Genomic DNA, 20,604 nt, shown 5'->3' with positions numbered 1-20,604 from the left:
CGGAGTGGCCCGGTCCTGAGCGGCCGGTTGCGCTGAAGACCGCCTCAGTCAGCGACCGCCCGGCGCGACCGCGGCCTCACCGGCGACGGCGCCGACCGGCACCGGCTCGTCGGCACCGCCGCCGCGGCGCTCACGGCCGGGGGCGGCACCGGGTGCGCGGTGCTTGAGCGCGGCACGCAGGTGCGAGCGGCCGCGGTGGATGCGGCTGCGGACGGTACCGAGCTTCACGCCGAGCGTCGCGGCGATCTCCTCGTAGGAGAGTCCCTCGATGTCGCAGAGCACCACGGCGGCCCGGAACTCGGGCGCCAGGGTGTCCAGCGCCTGCTGGACGTCGGCGTCGAAGTGGGTATCGCTGAAGTGCTGGGCCGGGCTGGGCTCGCGCGAGGCCAGCCGCTCGGCCGCGTCGTCACCGAGCGCGTCGAAGCGGATGCGCTGGCGTCGGCGGACCATGTCCAGGAACAGGTTGGTGGTGATCCGGTGCAGCCAGCCCTCGAACGTGCCGGGGGTGTACGTGGACAGCGAACGGAACACCCGGACGAAGACTTCCTGGGTGAGGTCCTCGGCGTCGTGCTGGTTACCGGTCAGCCGGTAGGCGAGGCGGTAGACGCGGGCACTGTGGGCCTCGACGATCTCCTCCCAGCTGGGCGGAGTCCAGGTCTGCGCGTCGGGGCCCTCGGCGAAGGTCGCGAGGGCGGGGGCCTCGGCGGTACCGGCGGCCGGCGTCTGGGGCGCGGCGGCCGGCTGGTCCGGAGTGGAGTGCGCAGGCTGGTTCATCACGGGCTTCGGCGTACGGGCCGACGCGGTGCCGCGGGAGTGCCGCCGCACAGGGACGTCGCCCTCGGCCACACCTCCTCGGTCGGCTCTTCTGCCCAGCAGGGCCACCACCATATCCACCTCACCCGTCAAGCCCGGATAAAAGTGCCCGCGACCGTCAAGCCGGAGAACAGGCCCGGGAACCTCCTGTTCCCCCGGTCCCTGCCTCACCAACGGCCCGCCGCCGTACGCGGTTCCCGCCCGGCCAGTAATCTGTGGCAGGAAATATCGACATCCGCTAGGCGCCGGGCCGCCACCCGGGGCTCCGAAAGAGGCAGCCATCAGCGAGTTCGGGCCCGCGCATGCGGCTCTCGCGGACACCTACGTCGGCGAGGACGCGGTGCTGACCTACGCCCGGGCACAGTCCGCGCGGACCGGAATCAGGGCGATCGGACCCAGCGGAGGCGCCTGCCTCCGGCTGCTCGCGGCCGCGCTGGACGCCAAGGCGGTGGCCGAGATCGGCACCGGGACGGGCGTCTCCGGGGTCTACCTGCTGCGCGGGATGCGGCCGGACGGCGTGCTCACCACCGTCGACTCCGAACCGGTCCGCCAGCAGCTGGCCAGGGAGGCGTACCAGGCCGCCGGTTTCGCGGCCAACCGCTCGCGGTTCATACCGGGCCGGGCCCTGGAGGTGCTGCCGCGGCTCGCCGACGGCCAGTACGACCTGGTGTTCTGCGACGGCGACCCGGCGGAGTCACAGGAGTACCTGGCGGAGTCGCTGCGGCTGCTGCGGCCGGGCGGGATGGTCTGCTTCGAGGGCGTCTTCCAGGAGGGCCGGCTGGCCGAGCCGGAGCAGCAGGACCCGCAGACCCGGTCGGTCCGCGACCTGGTGCGCGACGTCCGGGAGAGCGAGAAGCTGCTGCCGGCGCTGCTGCCGGTCTCGGACGGGCTGCTCTGCGCCGTCAAACGCTGAGGGCCGACCCGGGGGGCCCGGGGGCCGCGCGGCGGGCTCCCAGGGCCCTTAGCGGCCCGGGAACGACCGAGCCCGGGCCGACGTGATCGTCGGACCCGGGCCGGTGGCACATCTCCAGGAGATGGCGAGCACCTGCTGCGGTCAGCCGCAGGCCTTCTTCAGGGCCTCACCGAGGGCGTCGGCCTCGTCAGGCGTGAGCTCCACCACGAGGCGTCCGCCGCCTTCGAGCGGAACGCGCATGATGATGCCCCGCCCCTCTTTGGTGACTTCGAGCGGGCCGTCACCCGTCCGCGGCTTCATGGCCGCCATGCTCGTTCCCCTTCCTGCAACGCTCAGCTACGCACCGGCAGTCCGTCCACCGCCGGTATCGAACGCATTGATCGGAAGCCATTATCCCGCATGCCACGGCCTGATGACCAACATCACTCTCGGTGCAACCTCGGCCGGACCGCCCCCAACCGGCGCATTTCCCGCCATAAGCCCCGGCGCGGCGGTGATCAGTCCGCCGCCGGAAGGTGCGATACCTCACACTCCCCAGCCGGCCCCGCACTCCGGCATCCTGGCAGCCCACGACCACCGTGCGATCACCGCGCGACGAGCAAGGGAGCCCTCGCCCATGTCCGATTCCGTGCTGTACGAGCTGGACGGCGGCCTGGCCGTCATCACGATCAACCGCCCGGAGGCGATGAACGCGCTGGACGTACCCACCAAGGTGGCTCTGCGTGACACCGTGACGGCCGCCGCCGAGGATCCGGCGGTGCGGGCCGTCCTGCTCACCGGCGCGGGCGACCGGGCGTTCTGCGTCGGCCAGGACCTCAAGGAGCACCTGGGCCTGCTCCGGCAGGCCGAGGAGACCGGCGAGGGCGCGCTGAAGACCGTCGCCGAGCACTACAACCCGCTGCTGCGGGCGCTGGCCGGGATGCGCAAGCCGACCGTGGCGGCGGTGGGCGGGGTGGCGGCCGGCGCGGGCGCCTCGCTGGCCTTCGCCTGCGACTTCCGGATCGTCTCGGAGACGGCCGGCTTCAACACCGCCTTCGCCGGTATCGCCCTGACCGCCGACTCGGGCGCGTCCTGGACGCTGCCGCGGCTGGTCGGACACGCCCGGGCCACCGAGCTGCTGATGCTGCCGCGCACCGTGAAGGCCGCCGAGGCGATGGAGCTGGGGCTGGCCACCAAGGTGGTGCCGGCCGCCGAACTGGCGGCCACCGCAAGGGTGTTCGCCAAGGAGCTGGCCGATGGCCCGACCGTGGCGTACGGCGCGATCAAGGAGTCTCTGGCGTACGGCGCCGCGCACACGCTGAGCGAGCTGCTCGACAAGGAGGACGAGCTGCAGACGCTGGCCGGCGACAGCGAGGACCACCGGATCGCGGTCCGCGCCTTCATCGCCAAGGAGAAGCCGCAGTACCTGGGGCGCTGACCGGCGCACGGCCCGCCGGACCGCCCGCCCACCGCCGGGTCCGCCGGCGACCGCGCGCTACGCCCCGGGCCGCGTCCCGTCGAGGACGGACCGGACGTGGCAGTCGGCGAGGTGGTCGTCGACCAGCCCGCAGGCCTGCATCAGGGCGTAGGCGGTGGTCGGGCCGACGAACCGGAAGCCCGCCTTCTTCAGCGCCTTGGCCAGTGCCGTCGACTCGGGCGTGACGGCCGGTACCTCGCCCGTCGAGCGGGGGGCCGGCCGGTCCGGGTCTGCGGCGAACTGCCAGATCAGCGCGTCCAGCCCGCCGTCCAGGTCGCGGGCGACCCTGGCGTTGGCGATCGACGCCTCGATCTTGGCCCGGTTGCGGATGATCCCGGTGTCGCCGAGCAGCCGCTCGACGTCGGCCCCGCCGAACTCCGCGACCCTCGCGATCTCGAAGCCCGCGAAGGCGGACCGGAAGCCCTCGCGGCGGCGCAGGATGGTGATCCAGGAGAGCCCGGACTGGAAGGCCTCCAGGCAGACCCGCTCGAACAGGGCGTCGTCGCCGTGGACCGGGCGCCCCCACTCGGTGTCGTGGTAGGTGCGGTAGTCGTCCGCCGAGTCGCCCCAGGCGCAGCGGCGCAGGCCGTCCGGGCCGACGACGGCGCCACCGGTCGGGGCGTCCGCCGGGGCACCGGCCGCGACGTCCGCGTCGGCGCTCACCGGCCGTCCGCCGGCTCCGCGTCCTCCGGGCCGGCGGGAGCCTTGGTGAGGACGACGGCGGGCTCGACGACCTTGGCGAAGTCCTCCAGGCCGGGCAGCGGCTCGGCGCCCGTGCCGGGGCGGTCGGTGGCCTCCACCGCGCCGCGCACGGCGGCGAGCGCCTCCAGCTCGACGATCCGCGCGTCGCGGTAGGCGAGTTCGACGCCCAGCCGGTCGAGCACGTCGTCCACCTCGTCCATCCGGTAGCCGCGGACGGCCATCGGCAGGCGGATCGCCTCGACGTCCTCCTGACCGAGCGGGCGGTCCTGCGGCAGCCCGGCGGCGATCCGGTCGTGCACCGCCTCCGGCAGCGAGCCGCCCCCGCCCAGCGCCACCAGCGCGGCGCCGCCGACCACCACGGCCATCGCCACCACGATCACCCAGAACACGAGCGGTCCTCCCGATTTTCCGGCCGGCCCCGACAGGAGTGGGATCATGGTCCCGATGGGCCGGGGGCCATCATCGCACTCGCAGCAGCTGTGGAGGAGACATCGGTGGCACTGCGCCTGGGACCACGGGAATTCGGCGACGACGAGCTGGTGATCATGGCGATCGTCAACCGGACTCCTGACTCGTTCTTCGACAAGGGCGCCACCTTCGCCGACGAGGCGGCGTTCGCCGCCGCCGACCGCGCGATGGCCGAGGGCGCCGCGATCCTGGACATCGGCGGGGTGAAGGCCGGGCCGGGCGACGAGGTCACCGTCGAGGAGGAGCTGAGGCGCACCGTGCCGTTCGTGGCGGAGCTGCGCAAGCGCCACCCGGAGGCCGTGATCAGCGTCGACACCTGGCGGCACGAGGTCGGCGAGGCGGTCTGCGAGGTCGGCGCGGACCTGCTGAACGACGCCTGGGGCGGGGTGGACCCGCGGCTGGCCGAGGTGGCCGCCCGGTACGACGCCGGGCTGGTCTGCACCCACGCGGGCGGCGCCGAGCCGCGGACCCGACCGCACCGGACCGGGTACCCGGACGTGATGGCGGACATCCTGCGGGTGACCGTCGGGCTGGCCGAGCGGGCGGTGGGGCTCGGCGTGCGGCGGGACGCGGTGGTCATCGACCCGGGGCACGACTTCGGCAAGAACACCCGGCACTCGCTGGAGGCGACCCGGCGGCTGCCGGAGATGACGGCGACCGGGTTCCCGGTGCTGGTCTCGCTCTCCAACAAGGACTTCGTCGGCGAGACCCTGGACCTGCCGGTGGACCAGCGGCTGCTCGGCACGCTGGCGACCACCGCGGTCTCCGCCTGGCTGGGCGCCCGGGTGTACCGGGTGCACCAGGTGGCGGAGACCCGGCAGGTGCTGGACATGGTCGCCTCGATCCGCGGCAGCCGTCCCCCGGCGGTCGCCCGCCGGGGGTTGGCCTGAGAGGCGCGCCGGGCAGGGCCTAGATCTCGTTCACCGGCCGGCGGGCGTCGGCGAGGATCTTCAGGACCTCGTCGATGTCGTCGGTGATGTGGAAGAGCTCCAGGTCGTGCGGGGCGGCCTTGCCCTGCGCGACCAGGGTGTTCTTCAGCCAGTCGGCCAGCCCGCCCCAGTACTCGCTGCCGAAGAGGATCACCGGGAAGCGGGTGACCTTCTTCGTCTGCACCAGGGTGAGCGCCTCGAACAGCTCGTCCAGCGTGCCGAGGCCGCCGGGCAGGACGACGAACCCCTGGGCGTACTTCACGAACATCGTCTTGCGGACGAAGAAGTAGCGGAAGTTCAGCCCGAGGTCGACGAACTCGTTGAGCCCCTGCTCGAAGGGCAGCTCGATGCCGAGCCCGACGCTGAGCCCGCCGGCGTCCGAGGCGCCCCGGTTGGCCGCCTCCATCGCCCCGGGGCCGCCCCCGGTGATCACCGCGTAGCCGGCCTCGGCCAGCGCCCGTCCGATCGCCACGCCCGCCGCGTACTCGGTCGAGTCGACCGGGGTCCGGGCGGAGCCGAAGACGCTGATCGCGGGCGGGAGTTCGGCCAGCGCGCCGAAGCCCTCGACGAACTCCGAGGTGATCCGCAGGACCCGCCAGGGGTCGGTGTGCAGCCAGTCGGTCGGGCCGGTGGTGTCCAGCAGGCGCTGGTCCGTCGTGCTCTCGCCGACCTGGTCCCGGCGCACCAGCACCGGGCCCTTCTGCTTCTCGGGCCACGCCTTCTTCGGGTGCGGCTCGCCCACCTGCTCAGGACCGTGTCCGTAGTGCTTTTCGTCTCCAGTGCCTGTCATGACGAAACCCTACGCCCGCCGATCCCGGTTTTCAGGCAACGGTGAAAGGTCGGTTGGGCAACCGGAAGGTGGCGTTCAGCCGTTGATGCGCTTGTCGCCTCAGTCGGTCAGCCAGGCGCGCAGCCGCTCCTCGGTCTCGGCGATGGCGGTGAGCGAGCAGTGCTCGTCCCGCTTGTGGGCCTGGTTCGGGTCGCCCGGGCCGTAGTTGACCGCCGGGACGCCGAGCGCGCTGAACCGGGCGACGTCGGTCCAGCCGAACTTGGCGCGGGCCGTGCCGCCGGTCGCGGCCACGAACGCCCGGGCGGCCGGCTGCGCGAGGCCGGGCAGCGCGCCCGGGGCGAAGTCGGTGACCGTGACCTCGTAGCCGTCGAGGACCTCGCGCACGTGCTTCTCGGCCGCGGCCTCGTCGCGGTCCGGGGCGAACCGGAAGTTGACGGTCACCACGCACTCGTCGGGGATGACGTTCCCGGCCACCCCGCCGTCGATCCGCACCGCGTTGAGGCCCTCGCGGTACTCCAGCCCGTCGATCTCGACCCGGCGCGGCTCGTACGCGGCGAGCCGGCCGAGCACCTCGGCGGCGTGGTGGATGGCGTTGTCGCCGAGCCAGCTGCGGGCCGAGTGGGCGCGCACGCCGGTGAGCCGGACCTGTGCGCGCAGGGTGCCCTGGCAGCCGCCCTCGACGGTGGCCTGGCTGGGCTCCATCAGCACCGCGAAGTCGGCGGCCAGCCAGTCGGGGTGGGCCTGGACGAGGTGCCCGAGGCCGTTGCGGTGGGCCTCCACCTCCTCGCAGTCGTAGAACACGAAGGTGAGGTCGCGGTTGGGCTCCGGCAGGGTGGCGGCGAGCCTGAGCTGGACGGCCACGCCGGACTTCATGTCGGAGGTGCCGCAGCCGTAGAGGAGGTCGCCCTCGACGTAGGAGGGCAGGTTGTCGGCGATCGGCACCGTGTCCAGGTGCCCGGCGAGCAGCACGCGTTCGGCCCGGCCGAGGTCGGTGCGGGCCACCACGTTGTTGCCGTACCGGTCGACGGTCAGGTGCGGGTAGGCGCGCAGGGCGGCCTCCACGGCGTCGGCGAGCGCCTGCTCGTCGCCGCTGACGGAGGGGAAGTCCACCAGCTGGGCGGTCAGCGCGCCGCCGTCGAGGGTGAGGTCCAGGGACGTCTTCGGGCTGCTCATGGTCACCCAGCCTAGTCCGGTGGCGGGTCACGGCGCGGCCCCGCCGTAGCGGGGCTGTGACACCGTCACCCGCAACCGACGGTCACCGCACACCCGTCCGAGTGGGTACGGTGTCGGTTCGGATGCCCGGCCCGGAACCCCGGTCCGGACAGCACGGTTCGGTGAGAGGGGCGGCGGTGGCCAGGAGAAGGAGCGGCGGCCGGGACGACGGCACGGTGCCCCGGCGGCGTCGTGGACTGCGGGCGGTGCTGATCGGTCTGCTGGTGCTGGCCGTGGTGGCGGTCGGGCTGTTCTGGCTCCGCGACCAGAAGCTGCTGACCCCCGAGGGCTGCTCGGTGAAGACCCCGGCCGGCGAGGGCGAGCTGGAGATCCCGCAGGCGGCCAACGCGGCGACCATCGCCGCCGTCGCGCACTCCCGCGCCCTGCCGGACCGGGCGGTGACCATCTCGCTGGCCACCGCGATGCAGGAATCCAAGATCCGCAACCTGACCGGCGGCGACCGGGACTCGGTCGGCCTGTTCCAGCAGCGGCCCTCCCAGGGCTGGGGCACCGTGCAGCAGATCATGGACCCGGTCTACGCGACCAACAAGTTCCTCGACGGCCTGGTGAAGGTCCCCGGCTACACCCGGCTGCCGCTGACCGACGCGGCCCAGCAGGTGCAGAAGAGCGGCTACCCGCAGGCCTACGCCAAGCACGAGACCAAGGCCACCCTGCTGGCCTCCGCGCTGACGGGCCGCGAGGCGGCCTCGCTGAACTGCGTGGTGCACGACTTCGCGGCGCCCGACGAGGCCGAGGAGGCACCGACGGCCACCGCCCCCGGCGCCACCGCCCCGGCCGCCGCCCCGCCGGACCGGACCCAGGTGCTGAGCGACCGGGTCCGCCGCGAGTTCGGCCGCACGGTGACCCCGGCCGGCGGCTACTCGTCCACGGTCAAGGGCGCCGAGAACGCCGTCTCGCTGACCCCTGACCCGACCGCCTCCACCGACGCCGGGCCGGACGCCGAGCGCCAGAGCGGCTGGGCGGTGGCGCACTGGGCGGTGACCCAGGCCCAGAAGCTGGGCATCGAGACCGTCGCGTACGACGGGAAGATCTGGCGGAAGGCGAAGTCGGAGGACGGCTGGAAGCCGCAGCCGACCGGGACCTCGACCAAGCTCGTGCTGGTCTCGCTGGCCGCGGCCGCGAAGAGCTGAGCAGCCCCGCTGCGCCGGGCCGGCCGGTCACCCGGACGGCCCGGCGCAGTGGTGTTTCCGGGGGCGGGAACCGCCCGGTCCGGGCCGCTGACGCACTGGTGTCCGGGTTGCCGCCGTACGAGTGATTCGTGTCAACGCAGGTGGACGGCCGGTGCCGGCGGGCCGGCCTGGCGCAGAACCGTCACTCCCCTTGCCCCGCCGTACCCGCACACCCCCGGCCGGGCACCCGGGCCCACCCCGACGGCGGTCGTACCATCCGATGGTCGGCTCGACGCTTTCCTTGCACCGACCGAAACCTTCTGGCTTCTCAAGCGGTAACAACGTCGTCCGCCCGGCGGACGAGACGGACACCAGACCCCCTTCGAGGAGCCCCATGTCTCACCCCCTCACGCGACGGATCGCCCAGGCCGCACTGCTCGTGGCGGCCGGCGCGACCCCGCTGGTCGCGGCCGGCTCCGCGTCCGCCGCCGACGCCCTCCTGCCCAAGAGCGACCTGGCCGCGCCGCTGAGCCAGCTGACCAACACCGACACGGGTTCCACCCTCCAGCACACCACCCACGAGCTGGGCAAGGCGGCCGGGAACACCGGCGCCGCCACCGTCGCCGCGGGCGTGCCCGCCACCGCCGACGCCACCGGCAACATCGTCGCGCAGCAGCTCCCCGAGGCCAACGAGAAGGCCAGCTCGCTGACGGCACCGCTCGACCAGACCGCCGCCACCACCGGCCAGCTCTCCGGCGTCACCCCGAAGGTCGCCAAGGCCCTGGCCGGCAAGCTCGGCGAGGCCGTCACCGGCCACAGCGCCACGCAGCGCAGCGCCGGCGCCGGCGCCAACCCGGTCGGCGGGCTCTCCCAGGCCGGCGCCCTCACCCAGGCCGTCCCCGGTGCCTCCGGCCTCACCAGCGCCGTGCCCAGCACCGGCACCGTGACCGACGCGCTGCCGCTCGGCGCCGTCACCCGCGCCCTCCCCGGCGGCCTGGCGGCCGACCTGCCGGGCGCCGACGTGCTCGGCCTGGCCGAGCACGGTTCGGCCAACCGTCTGGGCGGCGCCGACCTCGGCCCGAACAGCCCGCTGAACGGCCTGACCGGTCTGACCGGCCCGCTCGGCAGCCTGCTGGGCGGCGTCAACGGCGGCGCCCTCGGCGGCCTGCCGATCGGCTGAGACCCGCCCGCCGCATGCCGAGGGGTCGGCGTCCTGATCGGACGCCGACCCCTCGTGCGGCCCGGGGGAGCCGCGTACGACGCCGCTCCCCCGGGCCGTTCCGCTACACCGCGGGCCCGGCGTGCAACCGCTCCACGGCCGCCGCGACCCGCTCGTCGGTCGCCGTGAAGGCGACCCGGACGAACCGTCCGCCGGCCGGCCCGTAGAAGTCGCCGGGCGCCACCAGGATGCCCAGGGCGGCCAGTTCGGCCACCGTCTCCCAGCACGGCCGGTCCTGGGTCACCCACAGGTAGAGGCTCGCCTCCGAGTGCTCGACCCGGAACCCGTACGCCTCCAGCGCGGCCCGCAGCGCCGAGCGCCGGGCCGCGTACCGCTCGCGCTGCTCCGCCACGTGCGCGTCGTCCGCGAGCGCCGCGGCCGTCGCCGCCTGGACCGGGGCCGGCACGATCATGCCGCCGTGCTTGCGCACCTCCAGCAGCTCCTTGACCACCACCGGGTCGCCCGCCACGAAGGAGGCGCGGTAGCCGGCCAGGTTGGAGCGCTTGGAGAGGGAGTGGACGGCCAGCAGGCCCTCGTGCTGCCTCCCGTCACCGTCGGTCCCGCAGACGTCCGGGTGCAGGACGGAGACCGGGTCGGCCTCCCAGCCCAGCTCCAGGTAGCACTCGTCGCTGACCAGCAGCGCCCGGTGCTCCCTCGCCCACGCGACCGTGCGGCGGAGCTCGTCCTTGCCGAGCACCCGACCGGTCGGGTTGGAGGGCGAGTTGACCCAGATCAGGCGGACCCGCGAACCGTCCAGCTCGTCCACCGAGTCGTACTCCACCGGCTCGGCGCCGCAGAGCCGGGCGCCCACCTCGTACGTCGGGTAGGCCAGCCGCGGGTAGGCGACCTGGTCGCCGGGGCCGAGGCCGAGCTGGGTCGGCAGCCAGGCCACGAGCTCCTTGGAGCCGACGGTCGGCAGCACGGCCTGCGGGCCGATCTCGGCGCCGACCCGGCGGTGCAGCCAGTCGGCGATCGCCCCGCGCAGCTCCACCGGGCCCCAGACGGTCGGATATCCGGGGGTGTCGGTCGCGGCGGCGAGCGCCTTCTGGACCACCTCGGGCACCGGGTCGACGGGGGTCCCGACCGAGAAGTCGCAGAGCCCTCCGGGGTGCGCGAGAGCGGTCTTCTTGTACGGCTCCAGCTTGTCCCAGGGGAAGACCGGCAGGAGGTCCGAAACGCGGCGCGCCGCTCCCGGGTGGCCCGGGAACGGCGCGTGCGTGCTGTTCTTGGTAGTCACAGCTCAGATGCCACCGATCGGTCAGTGCTCGGCGTTCTGCGGCGGCAGAGCGGCGATGAACGGGTGGTCGCGCTCGATCAGACCGAGCTTCGACGCACCACCGGGCGAACCGAGATCGTCGAAGAACTCGACGTTCGCCTTGTAGTAGTCCTTCCACTCCTCCGGCGTGTCGTCCTCGTAGAAGATCGCCTCGACCGGGCAGACCGGCTCACAAGCGCCACAGTCGACACACTCATCCGGGTGGATGTAGAGCGATCGCTCGCCCTCGTAGATGCAGTCAACCGGGCACTCTTCGATGCACGCCTTGTCCTTGACGTCGACACAAGGCTGCGCGATGACGTAGGTCACGCTGTCGTTCCTCCTCGGAAGGGCACGGCGGCCCATTCTGTTTTCTCGCGTGCGCGGGTGAGCGCGGCGTCGTCGATGCCCGCCCCTAGTATCGCGGGTCGGAGACCGCAAATGCACAGGAGGTGCCCAGATGGCCGCCGAAGGGCCGGTTCAGGACCGTCCGGAAGTCCGGATAGGCCGTGCGGACGTTGGCCTGCGGGTCTCCGCGCGACGTCTCTCGGGCCTCGTGGACGGCAGGCCCGAGTTCCGCGACGTGATCGGCGTGCTCGCCTCCTGGGACGACCGGGGACTGACCGTCGTCCCGCGCACCGGGGGACCGGTCTCCTTCGACGAGCGGCTGCTCGTCGCGGGCAAGGTCGTACCGCTCTTCCCGGCCAGGCGCGCGCCGCTGCCGGCCGCCTCCCCGGTCGAACTCCAGCGGATCGCCGCCCGCGGCTGGCCGGCCGTCGACCGGGAACCGCTCGGTGCGTGGACGCTGCGCGCCTCGGCCGGATTCACCCGGCGGGCCAACTCCGTCCAGGCGCTCGGCGACCCCGGGCTCCCGCTCGACGAGGCGCTCGCGGCCGCCCGCGCCTGGTACGCGGCGCGCGGGCTGCCGGCCTGGGTGGAGGTCAGCACGCCCGGCTCCCCGGAACCGCTGCGGGCCGCGCTGGACCGGCTCGGCGCGATGTACTCGCCGACCCTGGTGCGGGTCGCACCACTGGCCGGACTCGCCCGGGCGGGCGCCCCGGCGGCGGTCGGCCGGGTGCGGCTCTCCCGGACGGCCGGGCCGCAGTGGCTGTCGCTGTACCGCCGGGCCTCCGACGACCCGGCGGTCGAGGAGGCCGCCCTGCGGGTGATCCACGGCGGGCCGTCGGTCTGGTTCGCGACCGTGCCCGGGGCGGAGGGCCGGCCCCCGCTGGCGATCGGACGGTGCGTCGTCGACGGCCCGTGGGCCTGCTTCGGCGCGGTCGAGGTCGATCCCCGCGCGCGACGGGCCGGGCTGGCCACCGCGCTGATGGCGGTGCTCGCCTCCCGCGCCGCCGAGGAGGGCGCCACCGGCGCGTTCCTCCAGGTCGAGGCGGAGAACGACGGCGCCGTCGCGCTGTATGACGGACTCGGCTTCACGACCAGTCACACTTACCACTACGCGCGGCTCCCCCAGGGGTAGCGCCCACGCGTGGAACCGCCTGATTGTCCGCCCGTCCCCAGAAAGCCGCCGCAGCCACCGTGACCGAGCAGAGCAGAACACGCTTCCGGACCGAGGCCCGGGCCGAGCACCCCGATCCGGTGCTGCTCTGCCTGCTCGCGGCCGCCGAGCACACCCGCACCCCCGACCCGGACGACCCGGACGACCTGCCGGGCCCGCCCGCCCTCGCGGCCCTGCTCGCCGCCTGTGAGGCCGCGCTCGAACGGCACGCGGCCTCGGTCCGGCTCGCCGTCGCCGAACGGTTCCCGGCCGGGCCCGAGGAGACCGCCGCCCTGCTGGCCGCCGTCCTCGGCGGCCGGGAGCGGTTCCACGGACGGAAGTCCGACTACCGGCGGCTGGAGTCCTCGCTGCTGCCCGACGTGCTGCGGCGCCGGCGCGGTCTGCCGATCATGCTCGCGCTGGTCTGGATGGCCGTCGGCCGGCGGGCCGGACTCGCCGTGCACGGGATCGCCCTGCCCGGCCACTTCATCGTCGCGGTCGGCGGCCCCGCCGGCGGCGACGACTACGTGCTGGCCGACCCGTTCCACGGCGGCCGGCTGCTCGACCTGCCGGACGCGGCGGAGCTCGTCCGCGCCACCGGACACGAGTTCACCGCCGAACTGCTCACCCCCGCGGCACCGTTGGACATCGTGCTGCGGGTGCTCGGCAACATCCGGGCCTGGGCCGCCGACCGCCCCGAACACGCTCGCACCCAGCTCTGGGCCACCGAACTCGCCCTGCTCCTCCCCCGCCACCCCGCCCAGCTCCGCCTGGAACGGGCGGAGCTGCTGGTCCGCACCGGCGACTTCCTGGGCGGGGCCGGGGAGATGGACGAGTACGCCGAGATCCTGGACGCCTTCGATCCCGACACCGCCGCCAAGGTCCGCCGGGACGCCCGGGCCGCGCGGCACCGGCTGAACTGAGCCGCCCGGCGGGAATCGTCGGACGAGCGCTACAGCCCGCGCTCCACGGCGGCCGGACAGCCGGGGACGTCGGCCACCGGGGCGACCGGCCGCGCGGTCACGAGCGGATCCCCGGCGAAGAAGCCGACGGTGCACGCCCCCCGGTCCGGGCCTCCGGCCGGGGTGAGCGCGGCGCAGGGGACCAGGGCCACGAGCAGGGCGGCGAGCACCGACACGGCAGGCTTCGACATGCCCGTCATGGTGCCCGCCGCCCGCGCCCGACAGCGGCCCGGCCGATCCTTCGGCACGGAGAGTTCCTCCGCCCGCAGCAACCGCCCGGGGCGACCGCCCGCGGACGGGGTGCCGACCGGTGGCCGGCCCCCGTACCGGGCGGACCGGCCACCGGAGCCGCAGACCGGAGCCGGTCCGGGGCTTTCACCGGGGCGGTTGTCGGAGGCGGGGGCTACCGTCCTCCCCGGAGGCCGGACGGATCGCCCCGCGCGGGCACCTTCGGCCAAGGGGGAGCGGTATGGGCTCCCGGCACCGCTCGTCCGCGGGCCCGGCGCCCTGTTCCGGCCCCGCTCCCCCTCACACCGCCCGCCCCGGACCGTCCCCGACCGTCCCGGACCGTCCAGTCGCCGGGTCTAGATTCCGAGCGACTTCTTCACGAAGTCGACCTGGAGCAGCAGCAGGTTCTCCGCCACCTCCTCCTGCGGCGTCATGTGGGTGACCCCCGACAGCGGCAGCACCACGTGCGGCCGGCCGGCCGCCAGCAGCGCCGAGGAGAGCCGCAGGGTGTGCGCGGCCACCACGTTGTCGTCGGCCAGACCGTGGATGATCATCAGCGGCCGCTCCAGGCCCGCCGCGTAGCCGCTCAGCGAGTTGGCCGCGTACACCTCCGGCCGCTCGGCGGGGTGGCCGAGGTAGCGCTCGGTGTAGTGGGTGTCGTACAGCTCCCAGTCGGTGACCGGGGCGCCCGCGACGGCCGCGTGGAAGACGTCCGGACGGCGCAGCACGGCGAGCGCGGCGAGGTAGCCGCCGTACGACCAGCCGCGGATGGCGACCCGGTCGAGGTCCAGCGGGAACTCCCCGGCGAGCGCCTGCAGCGCGTCGGCCTGGTCGTCCAGGGTGGCGCCGGCGAAGTCGAAGGCGATCGACTTCTCCCAGGCCGGCGTGCGCCCGGGGGTGCCGCGCCCGTCGGCGACGACCACCGCGAAGCCCTGGTCGGCGAACCACTGCGAGTTGAGGTGCGGGTTGTGCGCCTGGACGACGCGCTGGCCGTGCGGGCCGCCGTACGGGTCCATCAGGACCGGCAGCAGGCCGTCCCGCTCGCGGTCGTAGCCGGTGGGCAGGAAGACGGCCGCGGGGATGCGGCGCTCGCCCGCGAAGCGGAAGACCGGGCGGGCGGTGATCACCGGGGCCTCGGCGTAGGAGGCGATGGTGGCGATGTCGTCCACCACCAGGCCCTCCGGCAGGTCCCGGGCGACCTGCACCAGCGTGCCGGGCAGGTCCGGCTCCGCGGTGGCCCGCACGGTGATGCCGGCCGCGTGCACGGCGGTGGTGACGGAGGTGAACGGCCGGCCGTTGGCGGCCTCCCAGGAGAGCCGCTTGCCGTCGTGGCTGATCCGGCCGGCGGCGATCCAGCCCGGCTCGGGGTCGCTCTCGCCCGCGCCGCCGGAGGCGGTGAAGAAGACCTCGTCGGCGGTGACGGCGAGCACCGACCGCAGGTGCAGGTCGGCGCCGGTGACGTTCAGGTCGCCGACCACCAGCGTCCGGGCGCCCGACTCGTCGGAGATGCGGACCAGCTTGCCGTCCGGCGTCCAGGCGGGCACACCGGGGAACAGCTCCAGCCAGGCGTCGTCCCGCTCCTCGTGCAGCAGCTCGGTCGCGCCGGTCTCGACGTCCACCCCGAGGATCCGCTGGCTGCGCTGGTCGCGGGCCTGGACGAGCAGCAGCGGGACGCCGCCCTGCGACCAGTGCACCCGGGCCAGGTACGGGAAGGCCCCGCGGTCCCAGAGCACCTCGGTGCGGGCGCCGTCCAGGTCGAGCACCCAGAGGCCGACCTCGGCGTCGGCGGTGCCGGCGGCCGGGTACGCGACCTCGGCGGGCTCGCGGTCCGGGTTCGCCGGGTCCGCGATCCACCAGCGGCGCACCGGGGTGTCGTCGGCGCGCTCGACCAGCAGCCGGTCGCCGTCCGGGGACCACCAGTAGCCGCGGTCCCGGTGCATCTCCTCCTGGGCGATGAACTCGGCCTGACCCCAGGTCACGTTGGGTCCGTCGGGCCGGACGAGGGCCCGGTCGGCCGTCCCGTCGGTACGGGTGAGCCGCAGCTCGCCGGCGGTGTTCGCGTACGCGACGTGGAGGCCGTCCGGTGAGGGCCGCGGGTCGAGCAGCGGTCCCTCGGCGGGCAGCTCGGCCGTGGTGCCGTCGACCAGGTCGGCGGTGAAGAGGCGGCCGGAGAGCGCGAAGGCGGCGATCCGGCCGCTGCCGTCCAGGCCGTAGCCGACGACGCCGGCCGAGCCCTCCCGGCTGCGCTCACGGCGGGCCTTCTCGGCCGGGGAGAGGTCCTCCTCGCCGCCGCCGAGCAGGGCGACCGGGTCGGCGGCGACCCGCTCCTCCCCCGTGGCCGTGTCGAGGGTCCAGAGCAGGTTGGCGCGGTCGCTGCCGGACCGCGAGCGAAGGAAGACGACCCGGGAGCCGTCGGGTGCGACGGAGAACGACCGGGGCGCGCCGACGGTGTAGCGCAGGGTGCGCGCGTACTGCCTCGGGAAGGTGTCCGCTGGGGTGTGGGTGGTCATGGCACCTGACCCTACGACCTGGAGGTGCCACCCTCCGGCCGGTGGTGATCACTCGTTCGGAGCATCCGGCGCAAGTACGCCCGGAAGGGGCCCGCACCCCCTCCGACCGGCCCATGCGCCCCGGTGGTGCCCCCGTGCCCCGGGGTGCGCGGACTCACCGACCGTAATGATCCGCTCACCCATCGGGTATGACTGGTCCAACGGGTGATCGTCCGGCCTCGTCCCGGCCCCGACCGCCCGACCGCAAGTCCCGCACGGTCCCGACCGCCGCCCTCCGCCGGGGGCGGCGCACCCGAGAAGGGGTGTGAGCCGCCATGGCTTTGTCCGTCTCCGCAGCCCTACTGATGCTGGTCATCGTGGTGGTGCTGATCCGCCGCTCCGGCCTGAAGCTCGCGCACGCCGTCGTCTGCGCGCTGCTCGGCTTCTACCTGGCCTCCAGTTCCATCGCCCCCTCGATCAGTCAGGTCACCAGCAACCTCGCCGGGATGATCAACGGCCTGAAGCTCTGACCCCGTGCGGCCGGTCGTTAGGCTGCTCCCATGACCGCCACTACCGGCCGCAGCCTGCTCCTGGTGCACGCCCATCCCGACGACGAGTCGATCGGCAACGGCGCCACGATGGCCAGGTACGTCGCCGAGGGCGCCCGCGTCACCCTCGTGACCTGCACCCTCGGCGAGGGCGGTGAGGTGATCCCCCCGGAGCTGGCCCACCTGACGGCCGATCGGGAGGACACCCTCGGCGCGCACCGGATCGGCGAGCTGTCCGAGGCGATGCGCGCGCTCGGGGTCACCGACTTCCGCTTCCTGGGCGGCCCGGGGCGCTACCGCGACTCCGGGATGTCTGGCGTGCCCGACAACGACGCGCCGGACTGCTTCTGGCGGGCCGACGTGGACGAGGCCGCCGGCCGGCTGGTCGCGGTCGTCCGCGAGGTGCGTCCGCAGGTCCTGGTCACCTACGACGAGGACGGCGGCTACGGGCACCCGGACCACATCCAGACGCACCGGGTCGCGATGCGCGCCCACGAGCTGGCCGCCGACGGGGCGTACCGGCCCGAACTGGGGCCGGCCTGGCGGATCGCCAAGGTGTACTGGAACCGGATGCCCCGGTCGGTGATCGAGCGGGGTCTCGCCGCGACCGCGGCCGGGTCGCCGTTCCCGGGCGTGGCGAAGCCGGGGGACGTTCCGGGGGTGGTCGCCGACGAGGCGGTCACCACCGTGCTGGACGGCGCCGCGTACGCCGACCGCAAGGCCGCCGCGATGGCGGCGCACGCCACCCAGATCACCGTGGCGGGCGACTTCTTCGCGCTCTCCAACGACCTCGGCCAGCCGCTGATCGCCACCGAGTACTACCAGTTGGTGCGCGGCCAGGCCGGTCCCCGGCTGCCGGAGGACGACCTCTTCGCGGGCCTCGGCACGGCCGCGGACCAGATCTCCCAGGAGGATGCCCGATGACCGCGCCCGCCGACGCCCGGCCGCAGCGCCGCTCGATCCCGGCGACCGTCCTCGGCACCCGGGACGAACGGCTGAACGAGTCCCAGCCTCCCCGCATCGCACGGATCGCGGCTTATGTCCTGTTCTTCCTGCTGGGCGTCGCGGTATCGGTGTGCGGAGCGTTTGTGCAGGCCTTGTGGCCACCCGTGGGAGTCCTGCTCGCACTCGCCGCCACCGCCGCGACCTTCTACGCCGGCCTGCGGGTCACCGGGACCCGGCTCGGCGCGGCCGCGCCGGCGGCCGGCTGGTTCCTCGCCCTGCTCCTGCTGATGGTGCCCCGTCCGGAGGGCGACAATGTCCTCTGGACCAATGCCACGTCGCTCGCCTGGCTGTTCGTCGGATCGATTCTGGGCGTGATCTGCGCCACCCTGCCGACCCGGACCAGCTGGTTTCCCGGAGTAGCCGGTCCGCCGCGCTGATCGACCCGCCGAACCGCGTACGGTGGCCGGTGGCCGGTACGACGAGCAGTCAGGACCACCCGGTCGTACTCTCATACCGGAAGAACCGGACGTATCGGGTTCTAACCGAACCGGTTCACCGCTCAGTTCTTCCCAGTATGGTGGTGCCGCAGAACGCCGTACCCGACGCCGCCCGCCAGGTCCGGCGCCGACGACCGCGGTCGCGCCGCACGGCCCGGCCCGCGAACCCGGAGCAGAGCAGCATTGAGCAGCCGCGAATCTGAGAACGCCCACCCGACGCCTCGGCGCACGGGCCCGGACGCCTACCCGTCGGGCACCCCGCCCTACGGCACACCGGGCTTCCCCGGCGGCGACCGCACGGGTGCCGGCACCGCCGGGGGCTCGGCTCCGGAGGGCGACGACGAGTCCCCGAAGACCGAGACCACCGTCACCACCCGCGTCCGGATCAACATCCCCGGCTCGCGCCCGATCCCGCCGGTGGTGGTCCGCAGCGCGGTCAAGAACGAGGACGGCCCCGGCGAGGACGCCCCGGCGCCCGCCCCGGCCGAACCGGCCGGGCCCCGGCACCGTTCCGCCGCGCCCTCCTCACCGGTGCTCGGTGTGATGGACGGCGGCGGCGCGCGCGCGGCCACCCCGCCGAACCTGCCCCCGGAGTGGCAGATCCCGCCGGCCACCTCCGAGTCCGAGTCGACCGGCGCGTGGTTCCGGCCGCGGCAGAAGAAGGCCGCCGACGCCCCGGCTCCCGTCGCGGCCTCGGCCCCGGTCGGCGCCCCGGGTGCCCAGGCCACCGCCGCCCAGCCGGCCCAGGCCGCTCCCGACGCCGGACCCCGGCGCAACGGCACCCGGCCGAACGGCAGCCGCCCCGAGGCCGGCCGCCCGAACGGCCGCCCGGTGCCCGCCCAGGCGCAGGCCCCCGCGCCTCGCCCGACCGGCGCACCCGCCTCGCCCTACGGCACCGGCCCGGAACTCCCCGCCGAGGAGGCCGGCGTCTACGCGGACGCCCCGGCCGACCCGTCCGCCCCGGGCCCCGCCGCCGACCCGTTCGCCCCCGGCGCCGGCGCACCCGGCCGGGCCCCCCAGGGCCCCGGCCGCCCGCTGCCCGGCGGACCCGAGGACACCTCGGTCGACGGCTTCGCACCGATCCGCGACGACGCCCCGCCCGCCGCCATACCCGGCGTGCCCGGTGGCGCCGGCGCCCCCAACGGCGCCCCGCAGCCCGGCCTGTTCGCCTCCGCCCCGGCCGGCGCCGACCCGTTCGCCGCCCAGCGCCCGCCGGCCGCCGGGCCGAACGGCACACCGCCGCCCGCCGGCCTCTTCCCCGGCGCACCCCTCCGCCAGGGCGAGCCGGGCGGCCCGGGTGCCGGCGGTGGCCCCGGTGGCCCCGGTGGAGCCTTCGACGCCGCACCCGCCGACCCGTTCCGCGCCGCCCCCGGCCTGCCGCAGTACGACGGCCCGGGCACCGGCGTACCCGCCCCCGGCCCGGCCCCCGTGCCCACCCCGGCACCCGCCCCGCAGCCGGCCGCCCCCAAGCCCGCCTCCGGCACCGCCAAGCGCAAGCCCAGCGCCGCCAAGAAGCTGGTCAAGCTCGGCACCTACGCCGTCATCGGCGTGCTCTTCCTCGGCGCCGCCGCGTACGGCACCGGTCTGATGATGAACCAGTCCGACATCCCCAAGGGCACCGTCGTGCTCGGCACCGACATCGGTGGGAGCAACCGCGACCAGGCCATCCGCCAGCTCGACGAGACCGTCGGTAAGGCCGGCCAGCAGCCGGTCAAGCTGAAGGTCGGCGAGCAGACGCTGGACCTCGATCCGACCGCCGCCGGGCTGAGCTTCGACACCACCGCCACCGTCGACAAGCTCACCCAGCACTCCTACAACCCGGCCGACGTCCTCAAGTCGCTCAAGGGCGACGAGAAGGCCGTCCCGCCGGAGGTCAAGGTGGACCGGGCCAAGCTCAAGGCCGCCCTGGACGCCCTGGCCACCGGCTCCGGCCAGGGCCTGCAGGAGGGCTACGTGAAGTTCGGCGACAACGGCGAGGTCGTGGTGGTCCCGGGCAAGGCCGGCCAGGCCGTGGACTCCGCCTCCGCCGTGGAGCTGGTCGACGCGGCCTACCGCGACCGCGCCGCCGGCCGGACCGACCAGCCGGTCGCGCTGTCCGTGACGGCCGCCCAGCCGAAGAACTCCCCGCAGGCCCTGCAGGGCGCCGCCGACACCCTCGGCAAGTCCGCGGTGAACGGCATCGTCCGCATCCAGGCCGGCGCCAAGAAGTGGGACTTCACCCCGAAGATCGCCGCCAAGACCCTCACCCTGGTGCCGGACGCCAACGGCAAGATCGTGCCCAAGTGGGACCTCGACGCGCTCAACGGCCAGCTGGCCGGGGCCTTCGACAAGGTCAAGATGAAGAAGAACGGCCAGCTGGTCCAGATCACCCCGCAGGACGTCGCCGACGCGGTCACCTCGGTGCTGGACAAGACCGGCGAGCGGGACCGCACGGTCAAGTTCACCGTCTGACCGCGGAGTTGGGGGGGGGGGGGGGCGGGGGCCGCCCCCCCCCCCCCCCCCCCCCGCACCCCCCCCCGCGCGACAAAGGCAGCGCCCCGGGACCGCCCG

At 74.5% G+C, this 20,604-nt stretch carries 20 protein-coding genes and 1 pseudogene; 11 read left to right on the top strand and 10 right to left on the bottom strand.

The genetic code is table 11. The annotated features are described in order from the left end of the window. Window positions 1-48 precede the first annotated feature (48 nt). Entirely contained in the window at window positions 49-888 is an 840-nt protein-coding gene (gene sigE, locus ABZY91_RS33965) for an RNA polymerase sigma factor SigE (RefSeq protein ID WP_355407042.1), read from the bottom strand. A gap of 205 nt (window positions 889-1,093) precedes the next feature. Between sigE and ABZY91_RS33960 the strand changes: the two genes are divergently transcribed. Next, the gene (locus tag ABZY91_RS33960) at window positions 1,094-1,726 is read left to right on the top strand and encodes an O-methyltransferase (RefSeq protein ID WP_329883219.1); all 633 of its coding nucleotides are present in this window, start codon (window positions 1,094-1,096) and stop codon (window positions 1,724-1,726) included. Between the two features lie 141 nt (window positions 1,727-1,867). Here the strand turns inward: ABZY91_RS33960 and ABZY91_RS33955 are convergent, their stop codons facing one another. Next, complete coding sequence (locus tag ABZY91_RS33955) at window positions 1,868-2,035, bottom strand: DUF3117 domain-containing protein (protein WP_014137929.1); 168 nt, start codon at window positions 2,033-2,035, stop codon at window positions 1,868-1,870. A 307-nt stretch (window positions 2,036-2,342) separates the two neighbouring features. Here ABZY91_RS33955 and ABZY91_RS33950 point away from each other — a divergent pair, with 307 nt between their 5' ends. After that, window positions 2,343-3,143, top strand: a complete 801-nt coding sequence (locus ABZY91_RS33950) for an enoyl-CoA hydratase-related protein (protein WP_355407038.1) — start codon at window positions 2,343-2,345, stop codon at window positions 3,141-3,143. Between the two features lie 57 nt (window positions 3,144-3,200). Here the strand turns inward: ABZY91_RS33950 and ABZY91_RS33945 are convergent, their stop codons facing one another. Both ABZY91_RS33945 and ABZY91_RS33940 read right to left on the bottom strand, forming a co-directional pair. After that, on the bottom strand, window positions 3,201-3,845 hold the full coding sequence (locus ABZY91_RS33945) for a DNA-3-methyladenine glycosylase I (RefSeq protein ID WP_355407036.1): 645 nt from the start codon (window positions 3,843-3,845) through the stop codon (window positions 3,201-3,203). Next, entirely contained in the window at window positions 3,842-4,273 is a 432-nt protein-coding gene (locus ABZY91_RS33940) for a DivIVA domain-containing protein (protein ID WP_355407034.1), read from the bottom strand. The genes ABZY91_RS33945 and ABZY91_RS33940 overlap by 4 nt, the downstream gene beginning before the upstream one ends. A 156-nt stretch (window positions 4,274-4,429) precedes the next feature. Here ABZY91_RS33940 and folP point away from each other — a divergent pair, with 156 nt between their 5' ends. Next, on the top strand, window positions 4,430-5,242 hold the full coding sequence (folP, locus tag ABZY91_RS33935; protein WP_355407040.1) for a dihydropteroate synthase: 813 nt from the start codon (window positions 4,430-4,432) through the stop codon (window positions 5,240-5,242). A 19-nt stretch (window positions 5,243-5,261) separates the two neighbouring features. Here folP and ABZY91_RS33930 read toward each other — a convergent pair whose 3' ends face one another. Further along, complete coding sequence (locus ABZY91_RS33930; RefSeq protein WP_329883184.1) at window positions 5,262-6,071, bottom strand: TIGR00730 family Rossman fold protein; 810 nt, start codon at window positions 6,069-6,071, stop codon at window positions 5,262-5,264. Window positions 6,072-6,170: 99 nt separating this feature from the next. Continuing rightward, a complete protein-coding gene (gene dapE / locus ABZY91_RS33925; protein ID WP_329883185.1) occupies window positions 6,171-7,244 on the bottom strand; it encodes a succinyl-diaminopimelate desuccinylase in 1,074 nt (357 codons plus the stop codon). Between the two features lie 176 nt (window positions 7,245-7,420). Here dapE and ABZY91_RS33920 point away from each other — a divergent pair, with 176 nt between their 5' ends. Both ABZY91_RS33920 and ABZY91_RS33915 read left to right on the top strand, forming a co-directional pair. Continuing rightward, the gene (locus ABZY91_RS33920; protein WP_329883186.1) at window positions 7,421-8,434 is read left to right on the top strand and encodes a hypothetical protein; all 1,014 of its coding nucleotides are present in this window, start codon (window positions 7,421-7,423) and stop codon (window positions 8,432-8,434) included. Between the two features lie 373 nt (window positions 8,435-8,807). Continuing rightward, window positions 8,808-8,906, top strand: a pseudogene (locus ABZY91_RS33915) (ATP-binding protein); the annotation flags it as partial. A gap of 790 nt (window positions 8,907-9,696) precedes the next feature. On the opposite strand, the gene dapC reads toward ABZY91_RS33915, so the two are convergent. After that, entirely contained in the window at window positions 9,697-10,869 is a 1,173-nt protein-coding gene (gene dapC / locus ABZY91_RS33910) for a succinyldiaminopimelate transaminase (protein ID WP_355407031.1), read from the bottom strand. A gap of 21 nt (window positions 10,870-10,890) precedes the next feature. Next, window positions 10,891-11,217: a ferredoxin gene (gene fdxA / locus ABZY91_RS33905; protein WP_030459925.1), complete on the bottom strand. Its 327-nt coding sequence runs from the start codon at window positions 11,215-11,217 to the stop codon at window positions 10,891-10,893. 226 nt (window positions 11,218-11,443) lie between these two features. On the opposite strand from fdxA, the gene ABZY91_RS33900 reads away from it, so the two are divergent. Both ABZY91_RS33900 and ABZY91_RS33895 read left to right on the top strand, forming a co-directional pair. Further along, entirely contained in the window at window positions 11,444-12,367 is a 924-nt protein-coding gene (locus tag ABZY91_RS33900) for an N-acetyltransferase (RefSeq protein ID WP_355407028.1), read from the top strand. Between the two features lie 23 nt (window positions 12,368-12,390). Next, window positions 12,391-13,308 (top strand): transglutaminase-like domain-containing protein, encoded by a 918-nt coding sequence (locus tag ABZY91_RS33895; RefSeq protein ID WP_329949215.1) that lies wholly within the window; start codon window positions 12,391-12,393, stop codon window positions 13,306-13,308. 29 nt (window positions 13,309-13,337) lie between these two features. On the opposite strand, the gene ABZY91_RS33890 is transcribed toward ABZY91_RS33895, so the two are convergent. Further along, on the bottom strand, window positions 13,338-13,538 hold the full coding sequence (locus tag ABZY91_RS33890) for a hypothetical protein (RefSeq protein WP_329949214.1): 201 nt from the start codon (window positions 13,536-13,538) through the stop codon (window positions 13,338-13,340). Between the two features lie 393 nt (window positions 13,539-13,931). Next, window positions 13,932-16,085 (bottom strand): prolyl oligopeptidase family serine peptidase, encoded by a 2,154-nt coding sequence (locus ABZY91_RS33885; protein WP_355407026.1) that lies wholly within the window; start codon window positions 16,083-16,085, stop codon window positions 13,932-13,934. A 314-nt stretch (window positions 16,086-16,399) separates the two neighbouring features. On the opposite strand from ABZY91_RS33885, the gene ABZY91_RS33880 reads away from it, so the two are divergent. The 4 genes from ABZY91_RS33880 (at window position 16,400) to ABZY91_RS33865 (ending at window position 20,505) form a co-directional block, all read left to right on the top strand. Then, the gene (locus ABZY91_RS33880) at window positions 16,400-16,594 is read left to right on the top strand and encodes a DUF2304 family protein (protein ID WP_329949212.1); all 195 of its coding nucleotides are present in this window, start codon (window positions 16,400-16,402) and stop codon (window positions 16,592-16,594) included. A 30-nt stretch (window positions 16,595-16,624) separates the two neighbouring features. Further along, window positions 16,625-17,536 carry an N-acetyl-1-D-myo-inositol-2-amino-2-deoxy-alpha-D-glucopyranoside deacetylase gene (gene mshB, locus ABZY91_RS33875; RefSeq protein WP_329949211.1) on the top strand — a complete coding sequence of 304 codons (912 nt, stop codon included), beginning with the start codon at window positions 16,625-16,627 and terminating at the stop codon, window positions 17,534-17,536. Beyond that, entirely contained in the window at window positions 17,533-17,994 is a 462-nt protein-coding gene (locus ABZY91_RS33870; protein ID WP_355407023.1) for a DUF6113 family protein, read from the top strand. Before mshB ends, ABZY91_RS33870 begins: the two co-directional genes overlap by 4 nt. A gap of 243 nt (window positions 17,995-18,237) precedes the next feature. Then, window positions 18,238-20,505 carry a peptidoglycan binding domain-containing protein gene (locus tag ABZY91_RS33865; protein WP_355407022.1) on the top strand — a complete coding sequence of 756 codons (2,268 nt, stop codon included), beginning with the start codon at window positions 18,238-18,240 and terminating at the stop codon, window positions 20,503-20,505. The last annotated feature ends 99 nt before the right edge of the window (window positions 20,506-20,604 follow it).

Origin of the sequence: Kitasatospora sp. NPDC002965, from assembly GCF_040611255.1 — a bacterium.
GTDB lineage: Bacteria > Actinomycetota > Actinomycetes > Streptomycetales > Streptomycetaceae > Kitasatospora.
The sequence above is the reverse complement of the archived record's forward strand: the minus strand, read 5'-3'. Positions and strand labels throughout refer to the sequence as shown.

What these genes read in the sequence shown, in the direction of transcription:
- sigE (WP_355407042.1), bottom strand. Translation starts at nt 888, where the DNA reads ATGGTGGTGGCCCTGCTGGGCAGAAGAGCCGACCGAGGAGGTGTGGCC.
- ABZY91_RS33870 (WP_355407023.1), top strand. Translation starts at nt 17,533, where the DNA reads ATGACCGCGCCCGCCGACGCCCGGCCGCAGCGCCGCTCGATCCCGGCG.
- ABZY91_RS33930 (WP_329883184.1), bottom strand. Translation starts at nt 6,071, where the DNA reads ATGACAGGCACTGGAGACGAAAAGCACTACGGACACGGTCCTGAGCAG.
- mshB (WP_329949211.1), top strand. Translation starts at nt 16,625, where the DNA reads ATGACCGCCACTACCGGCCGCAGCCTGCTCCTGGTGCACGCCCATCCC.
- ABZY91_RS33950 (WP_355407038.1), top strand. Translation starts at nt 2,343, where the DNA reads ATGTCCGATTCCGTGCTGTACGAGCTGGACGGCGGCCTGGCCGTCATC.
- ABZY91_RS33885 (WP_355407026.1), bottom strand. Translation starts at nt 16,085, where the DNA reads ATGACCACCCACACCCCAGCGGACACCTTCCCGAGGCAGTACGCGCGC.
- folP (WP_355407040.1), top strand. Translation starts at nt 4,430, where the DNA reads ATGGCGATCGTCAACCGGACTCCTGACTCGTTCTTCGACAAGGGCGCC.
- ABZY91_RS33955 (WP_014137929.1), bottom strand. Translation starts at nt 2,035, where the DNA reads ATGGCGGCCATGAAGCCGCGGACGGGTGACGGCCCGCTCGAAGTCACC.
- dapE (WP_329883185.1), bottom strand. Translation starts at nt 7,244, where the DNA reads ATGAGCAGCCCGAAGACGTCCCTGGACCTCACCCTCGACGGCGGCGCG.
- ABZY91_RS33880 (WP_329949212.1), top strand. Translation starts at nt 16,400, where the DNA reads ATGGCTTTGTCCGTCTCCGCAGCCCTACTGATGCTGGTCATCGTGGTG.
- ABZY91_RS33890 (WP_329949214.1), bottom strand. Translation starts at nt 13,538, where the DNA reads ATGTCGAAGCCTGCCGTGTCGGTGCTCGCCGCCCTGCTCGTGGCCCTG.